The organism is Roseburia sp. AM23-20 (genome assembly GCF_003470905.1).
Classification (GTDB): domain Bacteria; phylum Bacillota; class Clostridia; order Lachnospirales; family Lachnospiraceae; genus Roseburia; species Roseburia rectibacter.
In genome coordinates, this window is record NZ_QRHS01000015.1 from 92,347 (window position 1) to 106,975 (window position 14,629).

Below are 14,629 nucleotides of genomic sequence, written 5' to 3' on the forward strand. Positions count from 1 at the left end.
ATGTGCGCGAGTGGCTCAGTTGGTGGAGCACGACCTTGCCAAGGTCGGGGCCGCGGGTTCGAGTCCCGTCTCGCGCTCTCTTTCATCAAAAAAAGGACATCATTCAGATGTCCTTTTTTTGATAAATCGAGTCCTGCCGGACTCGAACTTTCGAGTTTCTCCGCTTCCGCTCCGGTCCGCGCATAGCGGACATCCACCGGATGTCCTGCGCCGTCTCGCGCTCTTATTCTGTTACTTATAATCCCCTGATACATCCATATACTCCCGTTTTCCGGATATATAATCTTCATGGGCAAGTTCCGGATCTTTCCCCTTGAATACAGTACACAGTCCACACATATCACAATCTGCGATACATTTAAAGGTATCCTTAATATATTGCTTGTCCACATGATATCTTCGACGAAGAAGAGAGGAAATTGCTTCTACTCCATTTCTAAATTTTGCATATTCAGAAAATTCTTCCGTTTGCATGTACTGTAATTGTTTTACTGATTGTCTGCGTAGGTAAAAGGAACCGGTTTTCCGATTCCCTTTACTGTCTAAAAATTATTTTTCATCTTTTGTATTGCACAGCATACTTTTACCTAATATATTACTATATATATCAAGATCTTCATCCTTGAACACATTGAAAATAACTTTCATCTGACTTCCTGTTTCCGCATAGTATTTACGCACTGTTTCCACTGCTATTTGGGCAGCGCGTTCATTTGGAAACATAAATACTCCCGTAGATATACAACAGAAAGCAATGCTTTTCACTTCGTATTTTTCTGCAAGTTCCAGACAGGAACGATAACATGAAGCCAAAAGCTCCTCGTCCTTTTTTGTAACTGCCCACTGAACGATCGGACCTACTGTGTGAAGGATATATTTTGCAGGAAGATTATAGCCGGCAGTAATCTTTGCCTTTCCGGTCTCCTCCTCATGCCCCTGCGCTGTCATGATCTCATACATTTTAAGACGAAGTTCAACTCCGGCATAAGTGTGGATAAAATTGTCAATACAGGCTTGCATTGGTGAAAAACAGCCTAGCATCTGCGAATTGCAAGCATTTACAATGACATCACATTTTAACGTTGTGATATCACCCTGCCAGATATAAAGTCTTTTATCCGATGAAACCGGCTTTAAATCTTCGATATCTGTGATTCCGCGTTCCAGATTTCTTTCTTTCAGATAGTCATCCTGAATTTTTAAAAATTCTTCACTGACCGGTTTCGGCAATCTGACATTCATTAGGGAACGAAGCAGTTGCTCCTGTTCTTCCCTTTGATCCGGTATTCTCTGTCTGAAGATTTTTTTATCTTCTTTTAAAAGATAATTGATCAGATATTCCCGTCTTTCATTCTGTGTCATGATAACCTCCATATATCTGTGATTGCATGGGTCATATCTCCGCCGATCCCAACTGCACGTTTTCCAAAGCTTTCCGGGACAACAGCTTCATCTTTATTCAGTCTGATCAGGCTGTAAGAGGCATTCTCCCGCACCATTTTTTCAAAAGGAAACCTGATTATAATTGGTGTGTTAAATCCAACCCCAAGCTCGATCAGTACAACTTTTTCTGACTGGTGCTGCTCTAAGAAATCTGCATACCTGTCAGCCGCCTCATGCCATGCTTCATCCTCCACAAAATAATTATCGCATCTTAAATTCATAGCCATATTTCCACCACATACCGGACATTTTGGCACCAGTTCTGATGGGATCAGGCAGTCTTTTCTTGCAGCATCCATCTTCTGAAATAATTCTTTTGCATCATAAGTCTTTGGATGACAGCCTCTCTGGCACTGGATTTTCCCATAATCTCCCTGTGTCGCAAATATCCTGTTCTCTGCAAATCCCGCTTTATAAAACTGATGATCCACATTCGTTGTGAGTACAAAATATTCTTTATCCTTGACAATATCGTACAATTCTTTGTAAAGCGGCAATGCAGGTGGGTCAAACTGGTTTATAAGTGCATGCTTTGACCAGTATCCCCATTTTGCTTCTTCCGATGGGAATGGATAAAATCATGCCGCACCTCTTTTCTTAATGCACTGTTTCGGACAAATTTCTGTACATCTTCCACAATGCAGGCAGTGATTCTGGTTGATCACAACTGGCTTTGCTGATGTATCAATGCATTTCTACGGACAGACAGAATAGCATAATTTACAGCCGATGCAGCCCTCTCCGGCAATATATCCGGTCTGTACTGTATTTCCATTGCCAATTATGATCGTATCCCGCACTATATTGGATGGATCACTGATATCAAAATATTCTCCCTGTGCCTCACATAACCAGAATACTTCAAGTGCCGCTCTTGTATCACCCGGATAAATTCCTTTCATGTAAGGATTTTTCTCAAACATGATATCAAGATGCTTCTTACCGATATTTTTCACCGTTCCACGAAGTGACACTGCTATTTTTGCCTTTGTTGCTGATATCGCCACATATTGCTGCTGCATTAGCTGCGCATAAAATTCTTTGCCTTTTGCTGTGAGAAAATAAACACCTCAGTGTCCCTCCTTTTAGAACAGGTGTGAGTCTCTTATATATTACGGTAATTAAAATTCGTATGGCGGGTTACCGGAAAAATCTGCGATAACACCATGTGGATTTTCAAGATAAAATACCTCAAAGATTGGGTTATCTGCTGTCTGATACTGTCCTTTCACGATCGGATTGTTCATACATCCTTCCTTAACACTCATGTTGTTTTCAAATACTGCCTTGCCATGGAGACGGATCCATGCATACTCCGGTGAAGAAACGGATACCTCGATTTCCGGATTCTCTAACATATCCTTGTAAACATCCTTTGTGTTGTTTGTGCAGAACCAGAGTTTTCCATCCTGCTCAAAACAGAACATAAATGGACGGCATTTTGCCTTTCCGTCACGTCCTACTGTTGCTAAATACTGAACTGGGTTTGCCTGTAAAAATTCTACTACTTTCTGCATAAAATAGTACCTCCTAAGTTTTTTATTGTTGTTTTGTTTTTTGATGTAATGTTATTTGTTACATCTAATGGTTGTACTATATCACGCCTTTGATGTAATGTCAATAGTTACATCATTTTTTTATCCCGTATTCCCCTGATATGGGTAATCAAAGTTTTTGAGGGGCTACGATCTACTAAAAAACAGGACTAATCAGTTACAGTTACTGGTTAATCCTGTTTTCTTTTTGCCCTTCTTTGCTATGATTGTTTTGCGGAAAATAACCAAAGCGAAAGGAGGATACATGAATAGTATACGAATTGCCTTTTCACCTTTATTTACATGGCGCGCAAACCAAAAGGCGCTAAAAACTTCATGTTTTCAACGCCTTTGTCCGTAAATTTATCATTTGTATGTACTATAGATGATTGTTTTGATTTTGTCAAACTGCTGTAGCAGTACATATCCTGCCACAAACATCAGCAAATGTCCCATGCTCTCGAATGCAACGGACACATCATTGCACCAGACAACCGGTATTGCCGCGAAAATTTCACATAACACAAGACCGCCCACCGGATGAAAACATGCCATCCATTTTGGCAGTGCAAACCGTCTGGTCAGGATCAGATAGACCATCACCACAGACATTCCGATATCCATAACCAGATAATAAATCATAAATGGAAGCAATATGTACATGCCGACCTGATTTGTCACATCTGCTGCCTGTTCAAATGTACTTCCCATTCCATAAGATGTTTTAAAGATAATCGGCAACAGGCAGCACATAATATGGATAAACAACACAGATATTAATCCTGCTGCAGAACTGAAATCAAACAAACGCTTCATTGCCAGGGCATGCCCCTTTGGATTCCTGCTGCAGGTATCTGTCACTATATGCCTAAGTTCCTTAAGCGCAATCCAGTATAACGGCATTGCCGCTGCTGCTAAAAGAATAGATACCTCAAAACGCCACATAGACATTGCTGGCCAGTTGGAATTGACAAATAACCCAACCTCTTTATTGCCGCTTCCTTTGACATCCAAAAGCCAGTCACCGATCATAAAAAGCGCCATTGCCGCAATTCCTGCAAGCATTGCTCTTTTTTGCTTCTCTTTTTCCATTTTGGTTTCCTTTCTGTACGTCTTTATTTTTCTGTTGACGTTTATATGTTAGTCTTTTCTAACTCCCGTGTCAACGAAAATAATATTCTTATGTGTCCGCAACTGGTGTCACTTCCTATCTCCGTATAAACTTGAGTTTCCACAAACTGTAATAAAAAGTGAGTATATCTTCCTAAAGTACCAATCTGCTAAATTTTTGAATGATTTTGAATAGCAGTGTTCTGATTAGAGATACTTTAATAACCCCCACCGGAGCTGGGCTTTGGGAGAAATATTCTTTTTCTTTTATAGTATCCGCTGTTTGTATAATTGCAACTTTTAGCGCATGGATTTCTGATTTCATGGAAATGTGAGCCAGAAATGCCATGCATAAAGTAATGTAAAAATGAAGTGCATTGATAGCTTTCAGTTTGCGAACACGAAAGTTTTCAAACTGGAACATTTGCTTCTTACAGCAAAAATATTCCTCTATTTTCCAGCGTGAGAAATAGGTTCTTGACACTTTGATTACTGCTTGTAAGTACACAAGCCTCTGTAACATGATAGCCCTTTTTGTAAACATTTTTTGTAAACATTTTTTGTAGATGTACTTTCTGAACCATCCCAGACTATGCCAAGCGACTCAAACTGATATCCATCAGGTTTTACAACATCACTATCATCGATATGGATGACCGGATCTGATGGAATCCACTTTTTTATTAACTGAAGATAAGAAGCAGCTGCAACGGTAGGAGTACCTTTTTCAAGGTGTCTGGATAAACGGTCAACAATGTTGATCTTTTGGGAAGGTTCATGGAGCTGATCTGCAACCTCTGTTAACAGACAACTGCCAGAAGCCAGCATGCCATAAGTGATATCAGCAGTAAACTTCTTTTCTGGCTTAGAAAGATGTTCAGAAATCTTATTTGTAAAAGTTAAAATTTCCCGTTTCATTTGATGTAAAATTAACCACAGGGAATCCTCCTCTTTTTTTGTTTAGTATGATTTTTTTGTAGTGATTAAATTTTACATCAAAAAGGAACAGGATTCCTTATATTTTGGACATTTTTGAAAGTTGTTTATAGCAATGCCTATAAAAACGGGGCTTTGTGGATAAAAGTACGGAAACTCAAGAAGCGTATAAAATATTGACGTTTCCACCCAAATAGACTAGGATAGAATTTGAATGATAAAAAAAACAAGGAGGATTTTATGTTAGATAAAATGATTGGTTTTATCGGTGCCGGCAATATGGGAAGCGCCATGATCGGCGGTATTTTAGATGCGTCTTTGGTGACGACCAGCCAGATCATCGCAAGTGCGCATTCTCCTGAGACACTTGATAAAATCCGTACAAAATTTTCGATAGAGACAACACAATCGAATGAAGTTGTTGCAGAACGAAGCGATATTTTATTTCTCGCTGTAAAACCAAATAAATTTGCGGAAGTGCTTCCACAGATCAAAGATCATTTAAAACCGGACTGTATCGTAGTTTCCATCGCAGCCGGACAGCCGATCTCAAATATTGAAGCAATACTTGGCAAAATCAAGCTGGTACGCGCCATGCCAAATACCCCGGCGCTTGTCGGAGCTGCAATGAGTGCACTCTGTCCAAACGACAAGGTAACAGCTGAGGAAGTAAAACTTATCGAATCATTATTCAACAGCTTTGGCCGTGCGGAAGTCGTACCGGAAAGCATGATGGATGCTGTTGTCGGTGTTTCCGGTTCTTCTCCTGCCTACGTCTATATGTTTATTGAAGCAATGGCAGATGCCGCTGTCGCAGATGGAATGCCGCGCACCCAGGCATATAAGTTTGCCGCACAGAGCGTTTTTGGTGCTGCAAAAATGGTTTTAGAGACCGGAAAACATCCGGGTGAATTAAAAGATGCAGTCTGCTCTCCTGGCGGTACGACCATTGAAGCGGTTGCAGTTTTAGAACATGGCGGCTTTCGTGATACCGTGATCTCTGCACAACGCGCATGTTCCAAAAAATCATACGATATGAGTCATAACTCCTGATAAGGATATACATTCTTCTGTATCATAGGATTTATGATCAGTTCTGATTTCAATAATATAATTTGGAGGTTTTCTTATGTGGGCTTACGAAAGTGTTTTTTATCAGATATATCCGCTTGGATTCTGCGGTGCTCCGTTCGAGAATGATGGTGTTTTAGAGCATCGTATTTTAAAGGTCAATGACTGGATTCCTCACATCAAAAAACTTGGTGCCAATGCGATTTATTTTTCTCCGGTCTTTGAGTCTGACACACACGGATATAATACCAGGGATTATACAAAGATCGATACCAGACTTGGCACAAATGAGGACTTTGCCACAGTCTGTGACAATCTTCACAAAGAAGGGATCAAAGTCGTATTAGATGGTGTATTCAACCATGTCGGTCGTGGTTTCTGGGCTTTTCGGGATGTTTTGGAGAAAAAGTGGGATTCCCCGTACAAAGACTGGTTCCATATCAGTTTTGACGGTAATTCCAACTATAACGACGGTCTGTGGTATGAAGGCTGGGAAGGCAATTATGACCTGGTTAAATTAAATCTGAGAAATGAAGATGTCATCCAGCATATTTTTGCTGCGATCAAAGGCTGGGTAGAAGAATTTGATATTGACGGTCTGCGACTTGATGTCGCTTACTGTCTCGACCATGATTTTCTGCGCCGTCTGCGCAGTTTCTGTGACAGTTTAAAACCGAACTTCTTCTTAGTCGGTGAAACATTACACGGCGATTACAACCAGTGGATGAATGACTCCATGCTTCACTCTGTGACCAACTATGAGTGTTACAAAGGACTTTATTCCAGTTTTAACAGCATGAATATGTTTGAGATCAACCATTCCCTGCTTCGCCAGTTCGGTCCTGACAACTGGACACTCTACAAAGGCAGACATCTGCTCTGCTTCGTGGACAATCATGATGTCACAAGAATTGCAAGTATCCTGACCAACGAAAAACATCTGCCGCTGATCTACGGCCTGCTCTTCGGTATGCCTGGTATCCCATGTGTCTACTATGGCAGTGAATGGGGCGCAAAGGCGAGAAAAGAAGAAGGCGATCCGGCTTTACGCGCCTGCTTCTTGGAACCGGAATGGAATGATCTTTCTGATATAATCAGCCGTCTCGCCGAGATCAAAAAGAACTCTGAGGCTTTAAATTACGGCTCTTTCCGCTCTGTACTCTTAACAAACCGTCAGTGCATTTTCGAGCGTAAGAGTGAACATGAACGCATTTATGTAGCGATCAATGCGGATGAAAACAGTTTCCACGCAGATTTTGATGCCGGATGCGGCACGGCACAGGAACTGATCACCGATACACCGCATGATTTTGGCGGTGGAACGGATCTTCCGGGTTACTCTGTGGCTGTATGGAAGATGGAACATTAGAAATACATATACAGAAATGGGCAGAAACCGGTAATCCGGCTCTGCCCAATATCTGATGATCTGTACGATCTGTCCCTGTCTGACTGTGATCACTGTATTGTTACAATTAAATGCCATATCACTATTTTCAATGGTTGCCGGCAGATCATTTAGCTCTATGACCGGCAGGTCTGACTCCTGATTCTGATCTGCCTGATCTTCAAAGGTTACATCCTCAGATAAAGGAAGTGTTACTTTGCCTACTGAATAATAAACCGGATAATCATCCAAAGTCACCGTACGATACAATCCGTCATCTTCCATCAGATCAATTCCATCATTTTCAATGCCTCCATTGATCTGGACAGATCCTGTTTCGGAATCTGCATTATCTTCTGCTGCAGTTTCTGTATCTGCCTTAGTTTCTGTATTTACACTTGTCTGTGCATCTTGTGCAGACTTTCCGCATCCGATTACAGAAGCTGCAGTCAGCATCGTTCCCACTAAAATAAAGGTCAACAATTTTTTCTTCATACTCTTGACTTCATGTCCTTTCTTTTTTAATGGTACGATTATAACACAATAATGTTTTCATTTTATTCAGACTCTGTGATCCGGAAATCACCAGCATCTTTTGACTTGATATTCATCGTGATACAGCAGTCTGCCATGTGCTCATAATTGACCTCCAGCTCATAATTGACCTTGACATCAATATCATTTTCCGTCTCCCGCACATCCACACTTTTTGCATCGATCCCAATCAGAAGGCTTCCATATGGCGTATAATAATACGTCACATTCTTCCGGTTCTTCTCGAACATCATATGTACATTCGAAACACCTCTCTTGGTGATATCCATAAAATCATCATTCAGTTTGATGATGTTTCGTGTTGTCTGGGAAAATCCCTCGTTGACTTCATCATAGATGATATAATGTTTTCCATTTTTTTTATAATAACTGCCGGATGTGATCAGTTCCACGGATTCATTATCAGTTTCCGGTGAAAACTGAAGCCCGCTGATAGTTACCAGTACTTCTTTTGTCATCCTGATCCTCATTTCTAATTTAACCCTGCCTTATTTTTGCAGGATTATTTATCTTAAATTGCCTTATTATATTATATGTTTTTTTTTTATTATTCAATACTATTTTTCTTGATATTTTGAAATCTCTTTCTATAATGGTATATAGAAAATATGTAAGTGCTTTCATTTTGGGGACAAGGTATTTACAGAGAGTATTTTACTGCCTAAATTTATACAATAGACTGTACGCTTTGCCTATGGAACAGGCAACCTACTCGGCAGTGGTGCCCTGGATGTTATCATGAATCCACTGATGGGTTTTATCTCCGACAGCTTTTATAAAACAAAGCCCGGTCAACGATTTGGACGAAGACGTTTCTTTATCCTGATTGGAATCCCCCTTATGTGTCTGTACCCGCTGTTATGGGTGGAAATATGAATTTCTGGTATTATCTGTCCACCTATATCATGTTTGAGATCGTATACACCAGCGTCATGATCCCATACAACACACTTCCGGGATTTTTCATCAGCATTTATGGACAGGACTCTCTGACTCCGTTCTTCTGTACCGGTGTTGCATACGGAGCAATCCTTATCGTTTCCATGATTCTGCTCTACACGAACTCCTGGGAGCGTCCGAGTGACGAGGTTGAGGATGAGTGCGTGGCAAACGTTTTTGAAGGCTTCAAAAAGCTCTTTACGGATATCTTATCTACTTTAAAGATCCGTACTTTCCGCCGCCATCTTGGAATGTACCTGTTCGTTTTCGGCGCAGAATGGCTTTTTACCGCAGCATTTACCTAAAACCGTTTATCGCCGCCCTCACCGGTGTTCCTTACGAGCACTGCTTTGGCAATAACAACATCGGAGATAAAGTACATCATACTTCCCATTAGATAAAAAATCTGATGACACATATCCGATACCGGGATTATTTTCCCTTTTCAATGTAAGCGTTTTTATTATCCTCACATAACTGGTTTAAAAATGTGAGGTAACGGAATCTTACTTTATAATCGCCACTCTCAAGTACTTTCTGATATTCATCATCAGAAAGTACTTTTTTTAATGAACTTTTCGCATCATCATCGATCACCTCGTACATCGTATCCGAAAAGCACATGTTCGGATACATCACACACCACCAGTTATGTCCCTTCCCCGCACCGATGATAATCTCCAATGCTTCATAATTTCCTGCCGGAAATGTGTACGCACCATATGTTTTTACTGGGAAATCCGTTTCTTTCAGGCAGATATCCACATCATAATCAAATCCTTTGTCTGCAATGACTTTCTTCGCCGTCTGCTTCATGTTTTCCATGTTCTTCCATATCACGATTTCTGAACTGCTGCGGTCAGACACATCCTTTAACAGTTCTGACATATGGATACCGACGGCATCCCGCACAGCAAGTTTTAAGTCCTGATCCTCTTTGGCATCACTGTTTGCGATCACATGAAAGCGTATGATCTTTTCTGCGATACCTTTTTGCATTTCAAGCCTCTGTTCATACCGCAATCCAATGATACAGGCAAAAGAAAATAAGAAAAACAGGGTTATGTACAGGAAATCTTTTTTACATTTTATGATCGGTAATTTCATTGGAATACTCCTTTTCTGTTTGATAGCAGGAGTATTCCACTTGTTTTTGTTTTTATACAAAACCTGTTAACAAAATCTATTGTTATCATTTTAAAACAATATTATTATTTTCCATATAATTAAATTTGTACGCATTAAAAGAAAGGAATCGGAGTTATAAAAAGGATCTGATTTTGGTAGGGATCTTTCTCTTTGGACTGGTGATCGGGGCTATTTTATAAGATTCGGGTGGCAAAAGGGGTCTTTTAATTTCTTGATTGGCAAATTGCACAGAACAGTGCCTATTTTGTTCCGATGTCCGAAAATTAGTCCCTGCTTCGTGCAATTTACCGGCCACTAAGTTATAAAACACCTTTTTCCACCCGAATCTTTCTAACCACCACCTTTTCACTCACCCAGATTTACCCAGTCAACCTTTACCTTGTAAATTATTTCCATATCTTTTTCATACTGCTTAGGCTGCTTCTGATAAAACAGATACCAGTCCCTGCGCTGTCCGCCCAGTTTTTTATAGCTGTTCATGCAGTCGATCTCCGCTTTTTGTGCGATTATCTGAAAATATTCTGTAATCTGTTTCTCCAGTTCTTCCTTTATATCACCGGATTTTAAGCCTTGACCATATTCTGCCTGTATCTTCTTCCTCCATCCCGGTTTTTCATACAGAATCTCTCCACTACAATTAATTTCTGCGATGACTCTTTTATCTTCTGTCTGCGAAAAAACAATCTGATTGTGCGGATCAAACAGGCGTACATCCACTCCGTCTGCAAGCGTCAGCGTATATTCTTTCATTTGATTCTGGATAAAAAAAGAAAGCATCGCCGTCTGATTGTTAATAAGTCCTGCTGCCTCACCGCGTTTCCAGACATAATACCCCCTCACGGCAGGTTTTTTTTCTGCTTCCCCAACATAGGGGATGAACAGTGTTTCCATTTTATTTTCCTGCTCCTGATAAAGCATGCCAATCGTCGGATACGCAGTCTTTTTGATTTCAGATACATTTTCAAAATAATCTTCCAGATAAGTTCCCACGGACTCTTCCATATTTTCCTGCAGATTTAAAATTGCCTGTGCATCCTCTGCCACCACAAGATAAGTATTTCTTGGCACGTCGCTCTTTTTTTCCAGAATCTCCAGAAAAGCATCCATATTTTCTGCATCCTCTAAAAAGGTCTGATCCAGCAGAATAACCTTCATATGGCTGTAATCCACCACGCGGTTCCCAGACTCATCGGCATTTAGCCATTCCCTGTCAAACTGTTCCATATCACATACTGCCATTTCGATCGGGAAGTTGCGCTCCTCAAGTTCTGCCGTGGCACAGCCGGAAAGACCAGTCAGTACAAACAGGACAGCTATCATCAGATAAACGCGCAGAATAGGATAATTTTTATGTTTCCATTGTTTCTTATACCGGATGACTGCAAACACCACAGGAATAAGCACCAGAAACGGTGTTCCGATATACCACACAAATTTCTCATACAGTACCGTATTTTCTTTTGAACTGTAAAAGAATACTGCAATGCCAAAAACCACAGCAAACACTGCCGCACGTTCCCACTTTTTCCACAATGTCTGTCTTTTTTTTGCATGATATAAACCATTTAATAACATTTCTGCATAAAATACTGCACTATTTAACAATGCATACAATGTAAAGAACCAGATTCCAAACATAAATGCATCTGCCCTTTTTAAAAATCCACCGGTAATTTTGATCGTACTCATCAGTGTGATCGCCGGAGTCTGCATGTCTGAGAGTGCCGCACCTCCAAACACTCCAAGCAGGATCAGATAAAGTCCTGCCTCCAGGCAGCCGGTGAAAATCAATGCGAGGCGTCCTGCTTTCATCAGGCTTTCCCGTTTTCGCAGATACCCTCCCAGAAACAAAACAAGAAAAATAAGAGATGAACAGATAAACACATAATAACTGCCGGCAAAAAAATCACTTCTTTCCGTAAAAAACACCGGATTCCAATAATCCGTTTTCACCTCATCAAGTGCGGATGCTAACATGATAAAAAGCGGTATCAGGATAATCCAGAATAACAGTTCATAGACACGCGCCCTGCCCTCGATCCCGCTTAACAGACCATACCAGACTAAACCTAAGATCAGCACAAGCACCAGATAAAATGATTCTCCCCGCAGCAGGTTGTTTAACACTGTCACAGAAAAAAGATATGCCGTATATCCCGCTAACAGCACCAGATATAAAAAATACCCCGCCTGTATGATCTTTCCAAAAAATGTACCACACATGTTTACGGTATATTCTGCAAAACTGCCCTGCATATCCCCCACCGCATAAACCATCAGCTTCAAAAACAAAATTCCTGCCACCGTTCCCGCAATGATACAAAATATTCCATCTCTTCCGCAAAAACCTGCAACCGCAGTCGGGATCAAAAGTGTTCCAAGTCCCAGAAGATCAAAAACCAGAAGCCGGAAAGCCTGACGACCTGAAATCTTTTCGTTCGATGAAAACATAATTTTTTCTCCTTTTTGTTTCAAACATCCTTCATGCTCGTTTTACTGTTTCAAACATCTTTCGTACTCATTTCAAATTTTATTCGAAACATCTTTCATACTTATTTCAATTTCAGTTTCACCCGCTCATCCCGCTTTGCGTAGATCGGGCGCTTGGTCAGTTTCCGTATCGGCAGACGCCACAGAAAGTCCCGCTCGTCTTCATAGTCGGTCAGATCTGCCCCGACAAATGGCATCAGGTACGGGATTCCAAAACTTTTTAAATGTGCCAGATGAATCAGTACAAATAGCAATCCAAGCAGCATACCAAAGTAGCCTAACCATGCACACATTCCGATAAAAAAGAATTTCAAAAGACGGAATGCTGTTGCAAATTCCTCATTCGGTATCGCAAATGAGCATAACGCTGTAAATGAGATCACGATCACAACGATCGGGCTGACCAGATTCGCCTCGACTGCCGCCTGTCCAATGATCAGTCCTCCGACGATCCCGATCGTATTTCCCATGGCACCGGGTAACCGCACACCTGCCTCCCTCAAAAGTTCAAACGAAAGTTCCATCAAGATCACCTCGACCACTGCAGGAAACGGCACCCCGCTTCTTGCATCTGCAAAAGATAAAAGCAGCATAGTTGGCAGTATCTGTGTATGAAAATTTGTCACGGCAAGATAAAATCCCGGCAGTGTCATCGCAAAAAAGGATGCAACATAACGCAATAATCTTCCAAAACTCGCAATTTCCCACCGGTTGTAATAATCATCACTCGTCTTAATAAACGAATTATAATCTGTCGGCAGGATCAGCCCAACCGGAGAATTGTCCGAAAGTACGACCACCCGCCCCTCTAAAACAGCCATTGCTGCACGGTCCGGGCGCTCCGTTGTCTGAAACTGCGGAAACGGCGAATACCACTTTTCTTCGGTAAGCTGTTCGATCACACCACTGTCCAGCACTCCGTCAATCTCAAATCCTTCCAGCCTGTGCTCGATCTCCCTCACCAGTCCCGGATACACCAGATCCTCCATGAAAACAAGATAGACATTCGTGTTCGAACGCACACCACATTTCTTCTGCTTCACCTTGACTTTCGGCGAACGGATACGCTTCCGGATCAATGCTGCATTCTGCTTGACGGAATCACAAAATCCTTCATTAGAACCCCTTATCACCTTCTCCGAATCTGCCTCTGTGATTCCCATATTCGGATAACCGTCATCCGGTATCTTTACTGCCTGGTCAAATCCTTCCACAAACAGGATCACTTCTCCGGTCAGAAGTCCGTCCACCGCATCTTCTATCGTGTCAAAATACGTTGCATCCGAAATTCCCAGCGCATTCTTCTCAAGCACCTGATAGATTTCGTCTTTTTCAAGCCCATTTAAATGCTTTAATACCTCGCCAAGCGCCGATGTTCCCATATCTACCGACACCTCAATAAACGTCAGATAACATGGCACATCCATCTGCCTGCCAAGCATCATTTCCTTCTTCTTGATATCATCACACTCATGAAAAAACTGCTCCATCTGTGCGATATTCTCGCTCAGCCTCTTTGAAACCGGTATTTTCTCTGTCATAATAATCTCCATTTCTGCACTGTTTAATGAACTATCCAACAAATGCTGGTTTGTTGGGCGACATGAGTTTCCTCGTGTAGGGTGGTTCCGGGGATTTTCGATTGGCAAATTGCATCAAGCCGGGACTGTTTTGTTCCGTTGTACGAAAATAAGGCAAGTCTAAGTCAGCCTGATTTAATGTTTCTCGGAGTGACGTGTGCGTCTTAAATGTGCCATCCGGGCACATTAAGACTTGTGCTGCCGTCCGTGGCAGCACAACACTGTGTTACGAACAGGCAGACTAAGATTGCCTAATTTTCTCCCAAAGTCACAAAACGAATCCCGGCTTGATGCGATTTGCCAGCCACTAAGTTGTGAACCACCCTTAGCCGGGGAACTCATTTTGCAACCTTGGAAGTGCGTAAATTTTTAATGTTTGTGTCTGAATCTGATTAAAAAAAGATTTCCAAATAACTATATTTAATAGATTATTA

General features: G+C 41.3%; 16 protein-coding genes and 1 tRNA gene. 4 read left to right on the plus strand and 13 right to left on the minus strand.

The window, feature by feature from the left end; translation table 11 throughout:
- Positions 1 to 4 precede the first annotated feature (4 nt).
- Positions 5 to 77, plus strand: a tRNA-Gly gene (locus tag DW650_RS12305).
- 154 nt (positions 78 to 231) lie between these two features.
- On the opposite strand, the gene DW650_RS12310 is transcribed toward DW650_RS12305, so the two are convergent.
- The 9 genes from DW650_RS12310 to DW650_RS20090 form a co-directional block, all read right to left on the minus strand.
- Entirely contained in the window at positions 232 to 390 is a 159-nt protein-coding gene (locus tag DW650_RS12310) for a hypothetical protein (protein WP_207724066.1), read from the minus strand.
- A gap of 159 nt (positions 391 to 549) precedes the next feature.
- The gene (locus tag DW650_RS12315; protein WP_118210076.1) at positions 550 to 1,362 is read right to left on the minus strand and encodes a protein-ADP-ribose hydrolase; all 813 of its coding nucleotides are present in this window, start codon (positions 1,360 to 1,362) and stop codon (positions 550 to 552) included.
- The gene (locus DW650_RS12320; protein WP_118210077.1) at positions 1,359 to 1,940 is read right to left on the minus strand and encodes a hypothetical protein; all 582 of its coding nucleotides are present in this window, start codon (positions 1,938 to 1,940) and stop codon (positions 1,359 to 1,361) included. The genes DW650_RS12315 and DW650_RS12320 overlap by 4 nt, the downstream gene beginning before the upstream one ends.
- An 81-nt stretch (positions 1,941 to 2,021) precedes the next feature.
- Positions 2,022 to 2,132: a 4Fe-4S binding protein gene (locus tag DW650_RS20640; RefSeq protein ID WP_279216769.1), complete on the minus strand. Its 111-nt coding sequence runs from the start codon at positions 2,130 to 2,132 to the stop codon at positions 2,022 to 2,024.
- Between the two features lie 6 nt (positions 2,133 to 2,138).
- A complete protein-coding gene (locus DW650_RS12325; protein ID WP_243102949.1) occupies positions 2,139 to 2,450 on the minus strand; it encodes a hypothetical protein in 312 nt (103 codons plus the stop codon).
- A gap of 114 nt (positions 2,451 to 2,564) precedes the next feature.
- Positions 2,565 to 2,960, minus strand: coding sequence for a pyridoxamine 5'-phosphate oxidase family protein (locus DW650_RS12330; protein ID WP_117921584.1), 396 nt, complete (start codon positions 2,958 to 2,960; stop codon positions 2,565 to 2,567).
- 384 nt (positions 2,961 to 3,344) lie between these two features.
- Positions 3,345 to 4,070, minus strand: a complete 726-nt coding sequence (locus DW650_RS12335; protein ID WP_118210078.1) for a DUF6796 family protein — start codon at positions 4,068 to 4,070, stop codon at positions 3,345 to 3,347.
- Between the two features lie 172 nt (positions 4,071 to 4,242).
- Complete coding sequence (locus DW650_RS20085) at positions 4,243 to 4,572, minus strand: hypothetical protein (RefSeq protein WP_243102950.1); 330 nt, start codon at positions 4,570 to 4,572, stop codon at positions 4,243 to 4,245.
- Between the two features lie 5 nt (positions 4,573 to 4,577).
- Positions 4,578 to 5,006, minus strand: coding sequence for a hypothetical protein (locus DW650_RS20090; RefSeq protein WP_243102951.1), 429 nt, complete (start codon positions 5,004 to 5,006; stop codon positions 4,578 to 4,580).
- Between the two features lie 258 nt (positions 5,007 to 5,264).
- On the opposite strand from DW650_RS20090, the gene proC reads away from it, so the two are divergent.
- Complete coding sequence (gene proC, locus DW650_RS12350) at positions 5,265 to 6,077, plus strand: pyrroline-5-carboxylate reductase (protein WP_118210079.1); 813 nt, start codon at positions 5,265 to 5,267, stop codon at positions 6,075 to 6,077.
- A 76-nt stretch (positions 6,078 to 6,153) separates the two neighbouring features.
- Positions 6,154 to 7,464 (plus strand): alpha-amylase family glycosyl hydrolase, encoded by a 1,311-nt coding sequence (locus tag DW650_RS12355; RefSeq protein ID WP_118210080.1) that lies wholly within the window; start codon positions 6,154 to 6,156, stop codon positions 7,462 to 7,464.
- A 575-nt stretch (positions 7,465 to 8,039) separates the two neighbouring features.
- Here DW650_RS12355 and DW650_RS12360 read toward each other — a convergent pair.
- Positions 8,040 to 8,495, minus strand: coding sequence for a DUF1934 domain-containing protein (locus DW650_RS12360; protein ID WP_117921593.1), 456 nt, complete (start codon positions 8,493 to 8,495; stop codon positions 8,040 to 8,042).
- Between the two features lie 414 nt (positions 8,496 to 8,909).
- Here DW650_RS12360 and DW650_RS12365 point away from each other — a divergent pair, with 414 nt between their 5' ends.
- Entirely contained in the window at positions 8,910 to 9,281 is a 372-nt protein-coding gene (locus DW650_RS12365) for a hypothetical protein (RefSeq protein ID WP_199654272.1), read from the plus strand.
- Between the two features lie 127 nt (positions 9,282 to 9,408).
- On the opposite strand, the gene spoIIR is transcribed toward DW650_RS12365, so the two are convergent.
- From spoIIR to DW650_RS12380, 3 genes are all read right to left on the minus strand, one after another.
- Positions 9,409 to 10,083, minus strand: a complete 675-nt coding sequence (spoIIR, locus tag DW650_RS12370; RefSeq protein ID WP_118210081.1) for a stage II sporulation protein R — start codon at positions 10,081 to 10,083, stop codon at positions 9,409 to 9,411.
- 387 nt (positions 10,084 to 10,470) lie between these two features.
- Positions 10,471 to 12,576 (minus strand): GerAB/ArcD/ProY family transporter, encoded by a 2,106-nt coding sequence (locus tag DW650_RS12375; RefSeq protein ID WP_118210082.1) that lies wholly within the window; start codon positions 12,574 to 12,576, stop codon positions 10,471 to 10,473.
- A 101-nt stretch (positions 12,577 to 12,677) separates the two neighbouring features.
- A complete protein-coding gene (locus DW650_RS12380) occupies positions 12,678 to 14,156 on the minus strand; it encodes a spore germination protein (RefSeq protein ID WP_186900289.1) in 1,479 nt (492 codons plus the stop codon).
- Between the last annotated feature and the right edge of the window lie 473 nt (positions 14,157 to 14,629).